The sequence below is a fragment of the Halomonas shengliensis genome (assembly GCF_900104135.1).
Classification (GTDB): domain Bacteria; phylum Pseudomonadota; class Gammaproteobacteria; order Pseudomonadales; family Halomonadaceae; genus Halomonas; species Halomonas shengliensis.
Genome location: NZ_FNIV01000001.1, coordinates 397,950 through 411,427, shown reverse-complemented (window position 1 = coordinate 411,427; position 13,478 = coordinate 397,950). Strand labels below are relative to the sequence as shown.

The 13,478-nt window shown below is 71.7% G+C and carries 12 protein-coding genes and 1 pseudogene; 1 reads left to right on the top strand and 12 read right to left on the bottom strand.

Annotated features, from left to right (window positions below):
* Position 1: 1 nt before the first annotated feature.
* The 12 genes and pseudogenes from thiP to BLP95_RS01810 all read right to left on the bottom strand — a co-directional run bounded on the left by thiP (position 2) and on the right by BLP95_RS01810 (position 12,486).
* Complete coding sequence (gene thiP / locus BLP95_RS01865; protein WP_218118509.1) at positions 2-1,660, bottom strand: thiamine/thiamine pyrophosphate ABC transporter permease; 1,659 nt, start codon at positions 1,658-1,660, stop codon at positions 2-4.
* On the bottom strand, positions 1,636-2,634 hold the full coding sequence (gene thiB, locus BLP95_RS01860) for a thiamine ABC transporter substrate binding subunit (protein ID WP_089676570.1): 999 nt from the start codon (positions 2,632-2,634) through the stop codon (positions 1,636-1,638). Before thiB ends, thiP begins: the two co-directional genes overlap by 25 nt.
* Positions 2,634-5,081, bottom strand: a complete 2,448-nt coding sequence (gene lon / locus BLP95_RS01855; RefSeq protein WP_089676568.1) for an endopeptidase La — start codon at positions 5,079-5,081, stop codon at positions 2,634-2,636. Before lon ends, thiB begins: the two co-directional genes overlap by 1 nt.
* A gap of 73 nt (positions 5,082-5,154) precedes the next feature.
* Positions 5,155-6,396, bottom strand: a complete 1,242-nt coding sequence (locus BLP95_RS01850) for a DUF945 family protein (RefSeq protein ID WP_089676566.1) — start codon at positions 6,394-6,396, stop codon at positions 5,155-5,157.
* A gap of 47 nt (positions 6,397-6,443) precedes the next feature.
* A complete protein-coding gene (locus tag BLP95_RS01845; protein WP_023006297.1) occupies positions 6,444-6,917 on the bottom strand; it encodes a phosphatidylglycerophosphatase A family protein in 474 nt (157 codons plus the stop codon).
* Positions 6,918-7,003: 86 nt separating this feature from the next.
* Positions 7,004-7,879, bottom strand: a pseudogene (thiL, locus tag BLP95_RS01840) (thiamine-phosphate kinase); the annotation flags it as partial.
* A gap of 11 nt (positions 7,880-7,890) precedes the next feature.
* Complete coding sequence (nusB, locus tag BLP95_RS01835; RefSeq protein WP_089676562.1) at positions 7,891-8,388, bottom strand: transcription antitermination factor NusB; 498 nt, start codon at positions 8,386-8,388, stop codon at positions 7,891-7,893.
* The gene (ribH, locus tag BLP95_RS01830) at positions 8,385-8,879 is read right to left on the bottom strand and encodes a 6,7-dimethyl-8-ribityllumazine synthase (RefSeq protein ID WP_023006294.1); all 495 of its coding nucleotides are present in this window, start codon (positions 8,877-8,879) and stop codon (positions 8,385-8,387) included. The genes nusB and ribH overlap by 4 nt, the downstream gene beginning before the upstream one ends.
* A gap of 99 nt (positions 8,880-8,978) precedes the next feature.
* Positions 8,979-10,145 (bottom strand): bifunctional 3,4-dihydroxy-2-butanone-4-phosphate synthase/GTP cyclohydrolase II, encoded by a 1,167-nt coding sequence (gene ribBA, locus BLP95_RS01825; RefSeq protein WP_089676560.1) that lies wholly within the window; start codon positions 10,143-10,145, stop codon positions 8,979-8,981.
* 135 nt (positions 10,146-10,280) lie between these two features.
* Entirely contained in the window at positions 10,281-11,426 is a 1,146-nt protein-coding gene (gene ribD, locus BLP95_RS01820; protein ID WP_089676558.1) for a bifunctional diaminohydroxyphosphoribosylaminopyrimidine deaminase/5-amino-6-(5-phosphoribosylamino)uracil reductase RibD, read from the bottom strand.
* A 13-nt stretch (positions 11,427-11,439) separates the two neighbouring features.
* Entirely contained in the window at positions 11,440-11,913 is a 474-nt protein-coding gene (gene nrdR, locus BLP95_RS01815; protein WP_089676556.1) for a transcriptional regulator NrdR, read from the bottom strand.
* A gap of 75 nt (positions 11,914-11,988) precedes the next feature.
* Positions 11,989-12,486 carry a copper chaperone PCu(A)C gene (locus tag BLP95_RS01810; protein WP_089676554.1) on the bottom strand — a complete coding sequence of 166 codons (498 nt, stop codon included), beginning with the start codon at positions 12,484-12,486 and terminating at the stop codon, positions 11,989-11,991.
* Between the two features lie 218 nt (positions 12,487-12,704).
* On the opposite strand from BLP95_RS01810, the gene dsbG reads away from it, so the two are divergent.
* Positions 12,705-13,466, top strand: a complete 762-nt coding sequence (gene dsbG / locus BLP95_RS01805) for a thiol:disulfide interchange protein DsbG (protein WP_089676552.1) — start codon at positions 12,705-12,707, stop codon at positions 13,464-13,466.
* Positions 13,467-13,478: the final 12 nt, after the last annotated feature.

The window sequence follows — 13,478 nt, the reverse complement described above, 5'->3', positions numbered from 1 at the left end:
TTCAGGGCCTCCAGCGTGGGCGCGGCGGGCGCCGGGTCAGGCCACCCAGCACGGCGAAGGTCAGGGTCACCAGCACCAGCAGCAGCAGGGCGGTGGCCGCCGCCCCCTGCCAGCGGTAACCGCCCAGCTGCTGGTAGAGCAGCATCGGCAGGGTCGGCGCCGAGGGGCTGCCGAACAGGGCAATGACGCTGAAGTCACCCAGCGACAGGGTCATGGCATAGGCCAGCGCCAGGGCCAGCGGGCGACGCAGGCGCGGCCAGGTGAGCCAGCGCAGCCGCGGCGCCCCGCGCACCCCCAGCTGGTCGGCCAGGCGCGCCTCGGGGGCAGAGAGCCCCGGCAGCGCCCCGCGCAGCACCTGCATGGCGAAGGGCAGCGCCATGAAAGCATTGACCAGCACCACCAGCCCATAGCCCTCCCAGCCGCTGCCCAGGGTGGGGCGCAGCAGCAGGAAGAGCCCGGTTCCCAGCACCAGCGCCGGCACCACCAGGATCAGCTGGCCGCCGCCTTCCATCACCAGGCCCAGGCCCCCGCGTCCGCGGCGGCGCAGCCAGCGGCTGCCGGCCAGCAGGGCGAGCGCCAGGGCCAGCGCGCCGAACCCGGCCCCCAGCGCCATCACCAGGCTCCTCACCGCCGCCGGCCACAGGCTCGACGCCCGCGGCAGCTCGGCGAGCCCACCCAGGCCGGCGACCACGATGGCCACCAGCGGCGGGGCCAGCAGCGCCACCAGGGCTAGCAGCCAGGCGGCGTCCATCCAGCGCGAGGACCCCGCGGCGTCGCGGCGGCGCCAGCGTCCCAGGCTCGGCAGGCGCACGCTGCCCACCATCAGCGAGGGCGCCCCGCCCCGGGAGAGCGCCAGCCCCCACAGCGCCAGGCAGATGGTCAGCTGGGTCAGCGCCAGCAGCGCGGCAAGCGCCAGGTCGTGGTCGAACTTGAGCGCCTGGTAGATCGCCACCTCCAGGGTGGAGCTGCGCGGCCCGCCGCCCAGGGTCATGACGATGGCGAAGCTGGTGAAGCAGAGGGTGAAGACCAGCGCCGCCAGCCGCGGCAGCAGCGGCGCCAGGCGCGGCCACTCCAGGGTGCGCCAGATGGCCCCGCGGGTGAGCCCCAGCTGGGCGGCCAGGCGCCAGTGGGCCGCCGGCGCCGTCTCCAGCGCCTGCAGCATCAGCCGCGCGGCGAGCGGCAGGTTGTAGAACACATGGGCAAGCACGATGCCGGAGAGGCCGTAGAGGTAACCGGCCTCGAGGCCGAACAGCCACTCCCACATCGGTGCCGCCCAGCCACGCCGGCCGTGCACCGCCACTAGTCCGAACAGGCCGATCAGCGTGGGCAGCACCAGCGAGAGCTCCATGGCGCGCAGCAGCAGGGCCCGGCCAGGGAAGGCGGGGCGCCGCGCCAGGGCCAGCGCCACCGGCACGGCGAGCCCCACGGCCAGCAGCGTGGAGAGGGTCGCCTGCCAGAGGGTGAAGCGCAGGATGGCGGCGAGCCATGGCTCCTGCCACAGCATAGCCGGATGCAGCTCGCGGGCCTGCCACAGCAGCGCCCCAAGGCTGCCGAACCCCAGCCCCGCCACCAGCGCCAGGGCGGCGAGCCCCAACCCCGGCGGCCACGGCGAGGGGCGTGCCCAGCGCGGCGGCGTCAGCGCGCCGCGGCGTTCAGCCACTCACGGATCCAGGCGCGGCGATGGTCGCGCACCTCCTCGGGGGTGAACGTCAGGCTCTCAGGGTCGATCAGCCGCTCGAACACCGCGGGCAGCTCGTCACCCAGGTCGATGGCCGGGTTCATCACGTTGCCCAGCGGGATATGGCGCTGGAAGTCCGGCGTCAGCATGAACGCCAGGAAGTCGCGCGCGAGCGCCGGCTCTTCGCTGCTGGCAAGCATGGCCGCGGTCTCCACCTGCAGGTAGTGTCCCTCGGCGAACTCGGCGGCCTGGTAGCGGTCGGTCTCCTCCACCGCCATGTGGTAGGCCGGCGAGGTGGCATACGACAGCACCATGGGCGCCTCGCCGTTCATGAACAGCGAGAAGTAGGCCTGGCTCCAGCCGTTGGTGACGGTGAGCACCCGCTCGTTGAGGCGCTCCCAGGCCTCGGGCGCCGCGTCGCCATAGACGTGCTTGATCCACAGCAGCAGCCCCTGGCCGGTGACGCTGGTGCGCGGGTCCTGGAGGATCACCTTGACGTCCTCCGGCGCCTCGAGGAGCTCGGCGAAGCTGCCCGGCGGTTCCTCCAGCTGCTCGCGGTCGTAGACGAAGGCGAAGTGGCCCCAGTCGTAGGGCAGGAAGGTGTCGTCGTCCCACTCGATGGGCAACTCGAGCGCACCCGTGTCGACGCCATGGGGGGCGAGCAGGTCGAGGGCGCGGGCCTCGGCCATCAGGTTCATGTCCAGGCCGAGCACCAGGTCGGCGCCAGTGCCCTCTCCTTCCAGGCGCAGGCGCTGAAGGATATCGACCCCGCCATCCAGGGCCACGAAGCGCAGGTCGCAATCGCCGCAGCGCGCCTCGAAGGCCGCCTCGATGGCGGGCCCCGGCCCCCACTCGGAGACGAAGGAGTCGTAGGTATAGACGGTCAGGGTGCGTTCGGCGGCAGCGGCACCACCCGCCGCCGCCAGCCCCAGGGCCAGTGGTAGCAGTCTCTGCATCAGCCGAACACCACCCTGGCCACGTCCTGGTAGCGTTTGGCGAAGTGCACGGTGACACCCTCCTTGAGGTGGTCGGGCAGCTCGTCGTAGTCGCGGCGGTTGGCATCGGGCAGGATCACCTCGAAGATGCCACTGCGCCGGGCGGCGATCACCTTCTCGCGGATGCCGCCGACAGGCAGCACCTGGCCGGTGAGGGTCAACTCGCCGGTCATCGCCAGGTCGCGGTCGATGGCCTGGTGCCTGGCCAGCGACAGCAGCGCCGTGGTCATGGTCACCCCCGCCGAGGGGCCATCCTTGGGGGTGGCGCCCTCCGGCACGTGCATATGCACGAAGGCGGAGTCGAAGAAGTCGGCGTCGGCACCGTACTCGGTCAGGTGGCCCAGCACGTAGCTGTAGGCGATGTTGGCGGACTCCTGCATCACCTCGCCGAGCTTGCCGGTGAGCTTGAAGCCGCGGGTCAGGGAGTGCACCTTGCCCGCCTCGATGGGCAGGGTGGCGCCCCCCATGGCGGTCCAAGCCAGGCCGGTGACCACGCCCTCGCCCTTTAGCACCTGCTCCTTGCGGAACAGCGGCGCCCCAAGGTACTCCTCGAGGTTCTTCACCGAGACCTTCACCGACTGCTGGTCGTTCTCCAGCAGCCTGACCGCCGCCTTGCGCACGATGCGGTGCAGCTGCTTCTCGAGCTGGCGCACCCCCGCCTCGCGGGCGTAGCCCTCGATCACCTGGCGCAGGGCGGCATCGGTGAGGTTGATGCGCTTCTTGGGGATGTTGTCGCGCTTGAGCAGCTTGGGCCACAGGTGGTGCTTGGCGATCGCCATCTTCTCCTCGGCGATGTAGCCGGAGAGGCGGATCTGCTCCATGCGGTCGAGCAGCGCCGGCGGGATCGAGTCCAGGGTGTTGGCGGTGCACACGAAGAGCACCTTGGAGAGGTCCAGGCGCACGTCCAGGTAGTGATCGAGGAAGTCGACGTTCTGCTCCGGGTCGAGCACCTCGAGCAGCGCCGAGGCGGGGTCGCCCTGGAAGGACTGCCCCATCTTGTCGATCTCGTCGAGCATGATCACCGGGTTCTCGACCTCGACCTCCTTGAGGGCCTGGGCGAGCTTGCCGGGCATGGCGCCGATGTAGGTGCGCCGGTGGCCCTTGATCTCCGCCTCGTCGCGCATGCCGCCCACCGAGAAGCGGTAGAACTCGCGACCCAGCGCCTCGGCGATGGAACGGCCCACCGAGGTCTTGCCGACCCCGGGCGGACCCACCAGCAGCACGATGGAGCCGCCCACGTCGCCCTTGAAGGTGCCCTCGGCGAGGAACTCGATGATGCGCTCCTTGACGTCGGCCAGGCCGTCGTGGTCGCGGTCGAGCACCTGGCGCGCGTGGGTGAGGTCGAGCTGGTCCTGGCTCTGCACGCCCCACGGCATGCTGGTCAGCCAGTCGAGGTAGTTGCGGGTGGTGCCGTACTCCGGCGAGCCGGTCTCCAGCACCGCCAGCTTGTCGAGCTCCTCCTCGATGCGGGTCAGCACCCGGGGCGGCACCACCAGGTCCTCGAGGCGGTCGCGGAAGGTGTCGACGTCGTTCTCGCGGTCATCCTTGGAGATGCCGAGCTCGCGCTGGATCACCTTGAGCTGCTCGCGCAGGAAGAACTCGCGCTGGCGATCCTGCATCTGGGCGTTGACCTGGTCGCTGATCTCGCTCTGCAGCTGGGCGACCTCGATCTCCTTGCGCAGCAGCGGCAGCACCTTCTGCATGCGCGCCAGCACCGGCAGGGTGGCCAGCACGTCCTGCAGCTCGTGCCCCTTGGCCGAGGTGATGGCGGCGGCGAAGTCGGTGAGCGGGCCCGGCTCGTGGGGGCTGAAGCGGTTGAGGTAGTGCTTGAGCTCCTCACCGTAGAGCGGGTTGATCGGCAGCAGCTCCTTGATGCCGTTGATCAGCGACATGGCGTAGGCGCGCGCCTCGTCCGCCTCGGCGTCCACCGGCTCGCGGGGGTAGCTCACCTCCACCAGGTAGGGTGGCTCCCGGGAGATCCAGCGCTGGATGCGGAAGCGCTGCAGCCCCTGGGCGATGAACTGGATCTGGTTGTCCTCCCCCTGGAGCTTGTGCACCTTCACCGCGGTGCCGATCTCGGGGAAGGCGTCGTGGGAGAGCCCCTCCACCGCGGCCTCGCCCACGAAGGCCAGGCCCACGGTGTGGTGCGGGGTCTTGGCGACGCGCTCGATGGTCTCCTCCCAGCGCTCGCGGTTGATCACCAGCGGCTGCACCTGGGCGGGGAAGAAGGGACGGTTGTGGATGGGCAGCAGGTAGATGCGCTCGGGCAGCGCCTCGCGGGCCGGTACCACGGCATGCCCGCTTTCGCCGTCGAGGTCATCCTCGGCGAAGGCATCGCCGCTCTCGGGGTCGTCGTGGAGCCACTCGGGCTCGTCGGAATCGGGACGGCGGTCCTGGTCGTCGCTCATGGGGTCTCCGTGTCCTGTGGGCGGGTGCCGATGCCCTAGGAATGCGGGCGACGCCACGAAAGTTCAAGCCCGATCAGCGCCATAGCGGGGGCAGCGGGCGGCCGTTGACGCGCACCTTGCCGCGCACCACGTCGATCGCCAGCTCGCGGGTATCCAGCGGCAGTCCCAGCCACAGGGCCACCACGGTGGGCACCTGGTGCCACACGAAGTCGCCATCCAGGCGGCTGCGCCAGCGCGCCTGCTCGGCGGGGTCGTCGAGCCGCGACACCGTGAGCTCGTCGAGGCGCCGCGGGTCGAAGATCAGGGTGCCCTCGCCGCGCGCGGTGATCCCCAGCATGGGGCTGTCGAGGTCCACCGTGGTGACGTCGACGCGCGGCGAGTCGGCGAGCAGCGCCTTGAGCTCCGGCTCCAGCCGCGCGATCAGCTCGCGGGGCGTGGGGGTATCGCTGCCCACGCGCATCACCTCCTCGCGCAGGCGGCGCAGCAGGGTGCGCAGGGCCTCGGCATCGAGCCGCGAGAGGGTCGCGGCGACCCGCCCGGTGAGCAGCACCTGCTCGGCGGCCAGCACCTGGCCGATCTCGAGCTCGCCGTCGACGACCAGCTCGCTGTCGTCGAGCTGCATGCGGCTGCGATAGAGCAGCTCGCTGCCGTCCAGGGCGAGGTCGGGCTGGCGCCAGGCCAGGCGTTCCAGGCGCAGCAGGTCGTGCTGGGTGAAGTGGTAGGCGCCCTCGGTGTAGGCGTAGCGGCTCTCGAGGCTCGCCGGGCCGGCCTCGAGGGTGGCGACACCGTCGGTCAGGCGCAGCGGCTGCAGGCGGGCCCGCAGCCACCAGTCGCCGTATTCGCCGCCGAAGGTGACCTGGCCGCCCTGGAAGTCGAGCTCGCGCTCGCCCTGGCGCACCACGAAGGGCGCCAGGCCCAGGCTGCCCTCCAGGGTGCCGCCCAGGGTCTGGTAACGGGCGTGCCAGCGCGGCGCCCGGGAGGGCAGCGCATCGCCGAACAGCCGCCGCTGGGCCGGCCCCAGGGTGGGCGAGAGCTCCCCTTCCAGGCGGGTACTCAGCACCCCATGGCGGGCCTCATAGGTGAAGGCGAGCTGCCAGGCGTCGCCCAGCAGCGGGGCGATGCGCACCCGACCCGAGGAGGAGAGCCAGCCGCGCTCGACGGCCTCGCGCTCCACCACCAGCTCGCCGCGCGCCTCGAGGTCGGCCAGGGTACGGGCGAGCTCGCGCTCGAAGAGCAGCGAGGCGGCATACTGAGCCACCGCCCAGGCGAGCGCCAGGCCCAGCACCACCGGCACGATCAGTCGTTCCTTGCGCATCCAGCCTCCCTTCCCGGTGGCGCCTTCCCGGCGACGCGGGCCTCGCCCTAGTGTAGCCAGAACCAGAGGTGCATCAGGCTCCAGGCGTAGATGCCGGCGAGCACGTCGTCGATCATGATGCCGAAGCCCCCGGCCACCCGGCGATCCGCCCAGCGGATGGGGAACGGCTTGATCACGTCGAACACCCGGAACACCACGAAGCCCCACAGCGCCGCCTCCCAGGAGAAGGGCACCGCGGCCATGGTGATCCAGTAGCCCACGAACTCGTCCCAGACGATGCCGGAGTGGTCGTGGACGCCGAGGTCCCGGGAGGTCTTCTCGCACAGCCACACGCCCCACAGGAAGGCGATGACGATGACGCCCCAGTACCAGTCGAGGGGTAGCTCCGAGAGCAGCCAGTAGAAGGGGATAGCGGCCAGGGTGCCGAAGGTGCCGGGGGCGAAGGGCACGGCCCCGCTGCCCAGGCCGAAGGCGAGGAAGTGAGAGGGGCGATGCCAGACGCTGGCCGGGGCGCGGTTCATGGGCGACCTCCCGTCTCGTCGCCGCGGAAGTGCTGCCAGCCGAGGCGGCGAGCCCCCGGCACCCCGTGCAGCCCGGGCGCCTCGGTCAGGCGCCCGATCACCGTCAGCGGCAGCGCCAGCGCCGCGAGGCGCCGGCGGGCCTCGTCGAGGCGCTCGGCGGGCAGGCAGATCAGCAGCTCGTAGTCGTCGCCGCCGGAGAGCGCCGCCTCCTGCGCCCGGGCCTCGCCCAGCGCCTCCACCAGCCCCTCGGCCAGGGGCAGCGCCTCGGGCTCGAGCCGGGCGCCGCCGCCGGAGTGCTCGAGGATGTGGCCCAGATCGGCGAGCAGGCCGTCGGAGAGGTCCACCGCGGCGGTGGCAAGCCTGGCGAGCGCCTCGCCGGCGGCCAGCCGCGGCCGGGGGAAGAGGTAGCGGGCGAGCAAGGGATGGCCGACATCGCGCTCGCCGGCCTGCCAGGCCGCCAGGCCGCCGGCGCCGCCGCCCAGGGCCCCGGTGACCGCCACCAGGTCACCGGGCCGGCCGCCGCCACGAGTCAGGGCGGCCTCAGGCGCCACCTCCCCCATCACGGTGACGCCGATGGCCAGCTCACCGCGGGTGATGTCGCCGCCGGCAAGCGTGGTGCCGGTGGCGTCACACAGCGCCTTGAAGCCGCGAGAGAAGGCCTCGAGCCAGGCGTCCGGGCGCGCCTGGAGGGTCAGCGCCATGAAGCACCAGCGGGCGCGGGCCCCCATGGCGGCCAGGTCCGAGAGGCTCACCGCCAGGGCGCGGTGGCCGATCGCCTCGGCCGGTGCCTCGGCAGGGAAGTGCACCCCCGCCACCGAGGTGTCGACGCTTACCGCCAGCCGCCGGCCCGGGGTGGGCGCCAGCAGCGCACAGTCGTCACCCACCCCCAGCGCCACGCCGGCTTCCGGGCCGGGGGGAGCGGGAGTGAAGTAGCGGGCGATAAGGTCGAATTCGCTATGCATCCGGTTTCCCTTCAGCGGCGGCGGGCGGCCACCTCGGCACCACGCAGGCGCCCGGCAAGCTTGTCGAGGATGCCGTTGACGTACTTGTGGCCGTCGGTGGCCCCGAACGACTTGGCCAGCTCCACGCCCTCGTTGATCGCCACCCGGTAGGGCAAGTCCAGCCGCCGCGACAGCTCGTAGGCGCCCAGGCGCAGGATGGTGAGCTCGATGGCGTCGAGCTCGTCGACCTTGCGGTCGAGCAGCGGCGAGATGGAGGCGTCGAGGTCGGCCTTGAAGCGCGCCACGTTGTGCACCAGCTCATGGAACAGCGCCAGGTCGGCGATCTCCATGACCTTGTGCCAGTTCTCGTGGTCCTCGAGGTCGTCGTCGGCCACCTGGCTCCTGAACTCCGCCTCCACCGCGGTGATGGACTTGCCGGTCATGTGCCACTGGTAGAGGCACTGCACCGCCAGCTCGCGGGCGGCGCGGCGTGACTGCTGCGCCTTGGAAGGCGCGCGCTCGCGGCTCATGCCTCCTCCTCGGCACCGCCGCCCAGCTGGCGCATCAGCGAGACCATCTCCATGGCGGCCATGGCCGCCTCGGCGCCCTTGTTGCCGGCCTTGGTGCCGGAGCGCTCGATGGCCTGCTCGATAGAGTTGACGGTCAGCACGCCGTTGGCGATGGGGGTGTCGAACTCCAGCTGCAGGTTGCCAAGCGCCGCGTTGCAGCCGCCGGCCACGTACTCGAAGTGCGGGGTGCCGCCGCGGATCACCGCGCCCAGGGCGATCACCGCCTCGGGGCGGGCTACCTTGAGCGCCTGCTTGACCGCCAGCGGCAGCTCCCAGGCGCCCGGCACGTGGACGATATCGATGTTCTCGGGGTCGACGCCGTGGCGCACCAGGCTATCCACGGCGCCCTCCACCAGGCTGTCCACCACGTGGTGGTTGAAGCGCCCCACCACGATCACGTAACGACCGTCGACGTCGACGAAGCTGCCTTCGAGTTGTGCAATGGGTTCCATGTCGGTTTCCTGCTGTGCCCCTGGGGCGGCGGTGCCGCGCCCTGGGGGTGAAATAGGGTGATGAAGAACGGGGTTGAACGGGCGGTAGCGCCGGCCGGCTCAGTCGCCGGCCTCGTCGCCGGTGCGCGCCACGTCCTCGGGGCCCAGGCGCTCGACCACCTCAAGGTCGAAGCCGGAGAGCGCCGAGAACTTCCACGGCGAGCTGAGCAGCCGCATCTGGCCCACGCCGAGGTGGCGCAGGATCTGCGACCCGGTGCCGATGGTCAGGTAGTTACCGGCGCCATCCGAGGCGCTGGTACGCGGCGCCCGGCGGCGCTCGAGGAAGATGTCGAGCTGGTCGCGCAGGTCGAGGTGCGGACGGCCGTCGTCGAGCAGCACGAAGACGCCGCGCTCGCTGCGGGCGACCTCGGCGATCGCCGCGTGGGAGGCCCAGTGCCCCCCGTCGCCCTTCTCCAGGCACAGCAGGTCGCGCATGGTGCTGGCCAGGTGCACGCGCACCGTGGTCGGCGCCTCGGGGCTCGGCCGCCCCTTGACCAGTGCCAGGTGGTGGGCCCCCTGGATGCTGTCACGGAAGACGTGCAGGGTGAGCTCGCCGTGGGCGGTCTGCACCGTGGTCGACTCCTCGTGATCCACGGTCTGCTCGTTGTGGATACGGTAGTGGATCAGGTCGGCGATGGTGCCCATCTTCAGGCCGTGTTCCTCGGCGAAGCGCTCGAGCTCGGGGCGCCGGGCCATGGTGCCGTCGTCGTTCATGATCTCGCAGATCACGCCGCTGGGGTCGAGGCCGGCCAGGGCGGAGAGGTCGCAGGCGGCCTCGGTGTGGCCGGCGCGACGCAGCACGCCGCCGGGCTCGGCCATCAGCGGGAAGATGTGGCCGGGCTGGACGATGTCCTCGGGGCGGGCGTCGTGGGCCACGGCGGCCTGCACGGTGCGCGCGCGGTCGGCGGCGGAGATGCCGGTGGTGACCCCCTCGGCGGCCTCGATGGAGAGGGTGAACTTGGTGCCAAAGCCGGAGCCGTTGTCGTTGACCATAAGCGGCAGGCGGAGGCGCTCGCAGCGACTGCGGGTCATGGGCAGGCAGATCAGGCCGCGGGCGTGGCGGGCCATGAAGTTGATATGCTCGGCCCGCACCTTCTCGGCGGCCATGATGATGTCGCCTTCGTTCTCGCGATCCTCGTCATCCATTAGGATCACCATCTTGCCCTGACGAATGTCCTCGATCAGGTCCTCGATGGGGGCCAGGCCCCCGCTAGTGGCGTGCACCATGAGATCTCCACAAGTTCTGCGCGGGCGGGCGTCGGCGCTCGGCGACGCTGGCGTCGGCCGGGGGCGTCGCCCGCCTCGAAACGGCGTCAGGGTACCGTGGTCGGTCGCTGCGCGCCAGTAAAGGCAACCAAGGCGCTAGCGCGTCGGACTACGGCGTTTGGGCCGGGCGGTGATGCGCCAGTCCTGCCCCACGGCGCGGATATCGAGTATCTCCAGGCCACGCTGGTGGGCCATGGTCTCGATGCCGGCGAGCTGAAACAGCGGCCGGGCGTCGCCGCCGAGCAGGGTGGGCGCCACGAAGAGCTGCATCTCGTCCACCAGGCCGGCGTCGAGCATGGCGCCGGCCAGCGTCGCCCCGGTCTCCAGCAGCACCTCGTTGGCCTGCTCGACCTCGGCCAGGTGGCGCAGCACGGCATCGAGGTCGACCCGACCGTCGGCGCCGGCGGGCAGGGTGAGCACCTCGGCCCCGGCACGGGTGAGCCGCGCGATACGCTCCTCCTCGACGCCCTCCACCGCCACCACCAGGGTGCGCCCCGGCTCGGTGAGGCAGGCCGCCGCCTCGGGCAGGCGCAGGCGGCTGTCGACGATCACCCGCAGCGGCTGGCGAGAGGCGATGGCCTCGGCATCGGGCAGGCCGAGCTGGTCGGCGCGCACGGTGAGCCGCGAGTTGTCGAAGATCACCGATTCCACCCCGGTGAGCACGGCGCTGGAACGCGCGCGCAGGCGCTGCACCTGGCACCGCGCCTCGGGGCCGGTGATCCACTGCGATTCGCCCGACTGCATGGCGGTACGGCCGTCGAGGCTCATGGCCATCTTCAGGCGCACGAAGGGGCGGCCATGGTCCATGCGCCGCACGAAGCCGGCGTTGAGCGTCCGGGCCTCGTCCTCGGCGATGCCCACCGCCACCTCGATGCCGGCCTCGCGCAGCATGGCGATGCCGCGGCCGGCCACCGCCGGGTTGGGATCCTCCATGGCCACCACCACCCGGGCGACGCCGGCCGCGATCAGCGCCTGGGCGCAGGGGCCGGTGCGTCCCTGGTGGGAGCAGGGCTCCAGGGTGACGTAGGCGGTGGCGCCGCGAGCCGCGTCGCCGGCGGCGCTCAAGGCATGCACCTCGGCGTGGGGCTCGCCGGCGCGGGCATGGTAGCCCTCCCCCACCACGCGGCCGTCCTTGACCAGCACGCAGCCGACGCGGGGGTTGGGGTGGGTGGTGTAGAGGCCGCGGCGGGCCAGCTCGAGGGCACGGGCCATCCAGGCGTGCGGGGGCGTGGGGTCGGCCATGGGAGGCTCCGGGTCAGCGGGAGGCGGGCTGGTCAGGATCCTGGGCGAGACGCTCGATCTCGGCGCGGAACTCGTCGATGTCCTGGAAGCGGCGGTAGACGGAGGCGAAGCGGATGTAGGCGACCTGGTCGAGGCCGCGCAGCGCGGCCATCACCGCCTCGCCGATGTCGCGGGCGTGGATCTCGCGCTCGCCCCGGGCGCGCAGGGCCTGGCGGATGCGCTGCACCGCCGCCTCGATGGCCTCGGCGCTCACCGGGCGCTTCTCCAGGGCGCGCAGCATGCCGGCGCGCAGCTTCTCCTCGTTGAAGGCCTCGCGGGAGCCATCGCCCTTGATCACCCGCGGCATCACCAGCTCGGCGGTCTCGTAGGTGGTGAAGCGCTCGCCGCAGGCCACGCACTGGCGACGCCGGCGCACCTGGTCCCCCTCGGCGACCAGCCGCGAGTCGGTGACCTTGGTGTCGTGGGTGCCGCAGAAGGGACAGTGCATGGCAGGTTCCAGAACGGGAAGACGGGACTCGGCGCATTGTAGCGACTCGCGTCCCGCCCGCCCAGCGGTGCCGCCTCAGTGAGCCGAGTGCGACATGCCCTCGGCCTTCCCCTCGGCACCATCGTCGGCCATGCCATGGCCCATGGTCTCGATGCGACGCACCGGGGCCGCCACCTCGAGGGTCTGGCCGTCGTCGAAGGTCAGCGAGAGCGCCACCTCGTCGCCCTCGTGGAGCGGCGCCACCAGGTCGATCAGCATCAGGTGGTAGCCACCCGGGGCCAGGCGTGCGCCCTCGCCCGCCGGCACCGCAATCGCCTCCACCTGGCGCATCTGCATCACGCCGTCCACGTCGACATGGTTGTGGAGCTCCGCCACCCGGGCCGCCGGGGTGCTCGCCGCCACCAGCTCGCGGTCGGCCTCGCCGCTGTTGTGCAGCCGCATGAAGGCGGCGGTGGTGGTGGAGACCGGCGGCACGGCGCGCACATGGGCGCCCTCGACGCTGAGCGTGTCGGCCAGGGCCGTGGCGCTGGCCACCGCCAGCCCCGCCGCGGCGAGAAGAGAGAGAAGACGCATGCGACACTCCTGAGGCAAGTAAGAGTCTCCAGCTTAGCGCGACACAGACGGCGTGAGCAGGACTGCGACACCCTGCCCCGCTTAACCCCTGGCTAATCACCGCGTGCAAGGATGGGAAACCCGAGACGACGCGGGCGGTCTGGTGTAGACCCCTATGCTCTACTCCATACCCCGTGCCTCTACCCCACATCCCTGACCTTCTTCCACAGGACCCTGCGATGCGCCATCTCCTCCCCTCCCTGACCCTGGGCCTCGCCGCCTGCGGCGCCGCCCTCCCCACCCTCGCCGACGACCACTGGCCCGCCCCGGTGGAGGCCCTCACCGAGCAGGGGCTGACCATCCACGGCGAGTTCGAGGGTCCCGGCGGGCTGCGCGGCTTCGGCGCCAGCCACTCCGGCGGCGAGGTCGCCATCTACCTGCTGCCCGACGGCGAGCACGCCATCGTCGGCACCCTGGTCGACGCCGAGGGCAACAACCTCTCCGAGGCGGCGCTGGACGAGCATGTACGCGCCGAGCAGTTCGCCCAGGTCTGGCAGGAGCTGGAGGAGAGCCACTGGATCGCCGACGGCGACCCCGACGCCGAGCGCATCGTCTACACCTTCACCGACCCCAACTGCCCCTACTGCCGCCAGTTCTGGCACGACGTCCGCCCCTGGATCGAGGCCGGCAGGGTGCAGCTGCGCCACATCATGATCGGTGTGCTGGCCCAGGACAGCCCGGCCAAGGCCGCCGCCCTGCTCGGCGCCGAGGACCCGGCCGCCGCCCTCCATGCCCACAGCGGCGAGGGCGAGGAGATCGTGCCCGGCCCGCAGCCGCGGGAGATCGAGGAGCAGGTCTTCGCCAACAACCAGCTGTTCGAATCCCTGGGCTTCATGGCCACCCCCACCACCCTGTTCCGCACCGGGAACCGGGTCGACCGCATCGAGGGCGTGCCGAGCCCCGAGCGTCTCGAGGAGGCGATGGGCAGCCCGGCGCCCTGACCCTCAAGCGCC

What these genes read in the sequence shown, in the direction of transcription:
- dsbG (WP_089676552.1), top strand. Translation starts at nt 12,705, where the DNA reads ATGCGCCATCTCCTCCCCTCCCTGACCCTGGGCCTCGCCGCCTGCGGC.
- lon (WP_089676568.1), bottom strand. Translation starts at nt 5,081, where the DNA reads ATGAGCGACGACCAGGACCGCCGTCCCGATTCCGACGAGCCCGAGTGG.
- thiB (WP_089676570.1), bottom strand. Translation starts at nt 2,634, where the DNA reads ATGCAGAGACTGCTACCACTGGCCCTGGGGCTGGCGGCGGCGGGTGGT.
- nrdR (WP_089676556.1), bottom strand. Translation starts at nt 11,913, where the DNA reads ATGCACTGTCCCTTCTGCGGCACCCACGACACCAAGGTCACCGACTCG.
- BLP95_RS01810 (WP_089676554.1), bottom strand. Translation starts at nt 12,486, where the DNA reads ATGCGTCTTCTCTCTCTTCTCGCCGCGGCGGGGCTGGCGGTGGCCAGC.
- nusB (WP_089676562.1), bottom strand. Translation starts at nt 8,388, where the DNA reads ATGAGCCGCGAGCGCGCGCCTTCCAAGGCGCAGCAGTCACGCCGCGCC.
- ribD (WP_089676558.1), bottom strand. Translation starts at nt 11,426, where the DNA reads ATGGCCGACCCCACGCCCCCGCACGCCTGGATGGCCCGTGCCCTCGAG.
- BLP95_RS01850 (WP_089676566.1), bottom strand. Translation starts at nt 6,396, where the DNA reads ATGCGCAAGGAACGACTGATCGTGCCGGTGGTGCTGGGCCTGGCGCTC.
- BLP95_RS01845 (WP_023006297.1), bottom strand. Translation starts at nt 6,917, where the DNA reads ATGAACCGCGCCCCGGCCAGCGTCTGGCATCGCCCCTCTCACTTCCTC.
- ribBA (WP_089676560.1), bottom strand. Translation starts at nt 10,145, where the DNA reads ATGGTGCACGCCACTAGCGGGGGCCTGGCCCCCATCGAGGACCTGATC.
- ribH (WP_023006294.1), bottom strand. Translation starts at nt 8,879, where the DNA reads ATGGAACCCATTGCACAACTCGAAGGCAGCTTCGTCGACGTCGACGGT.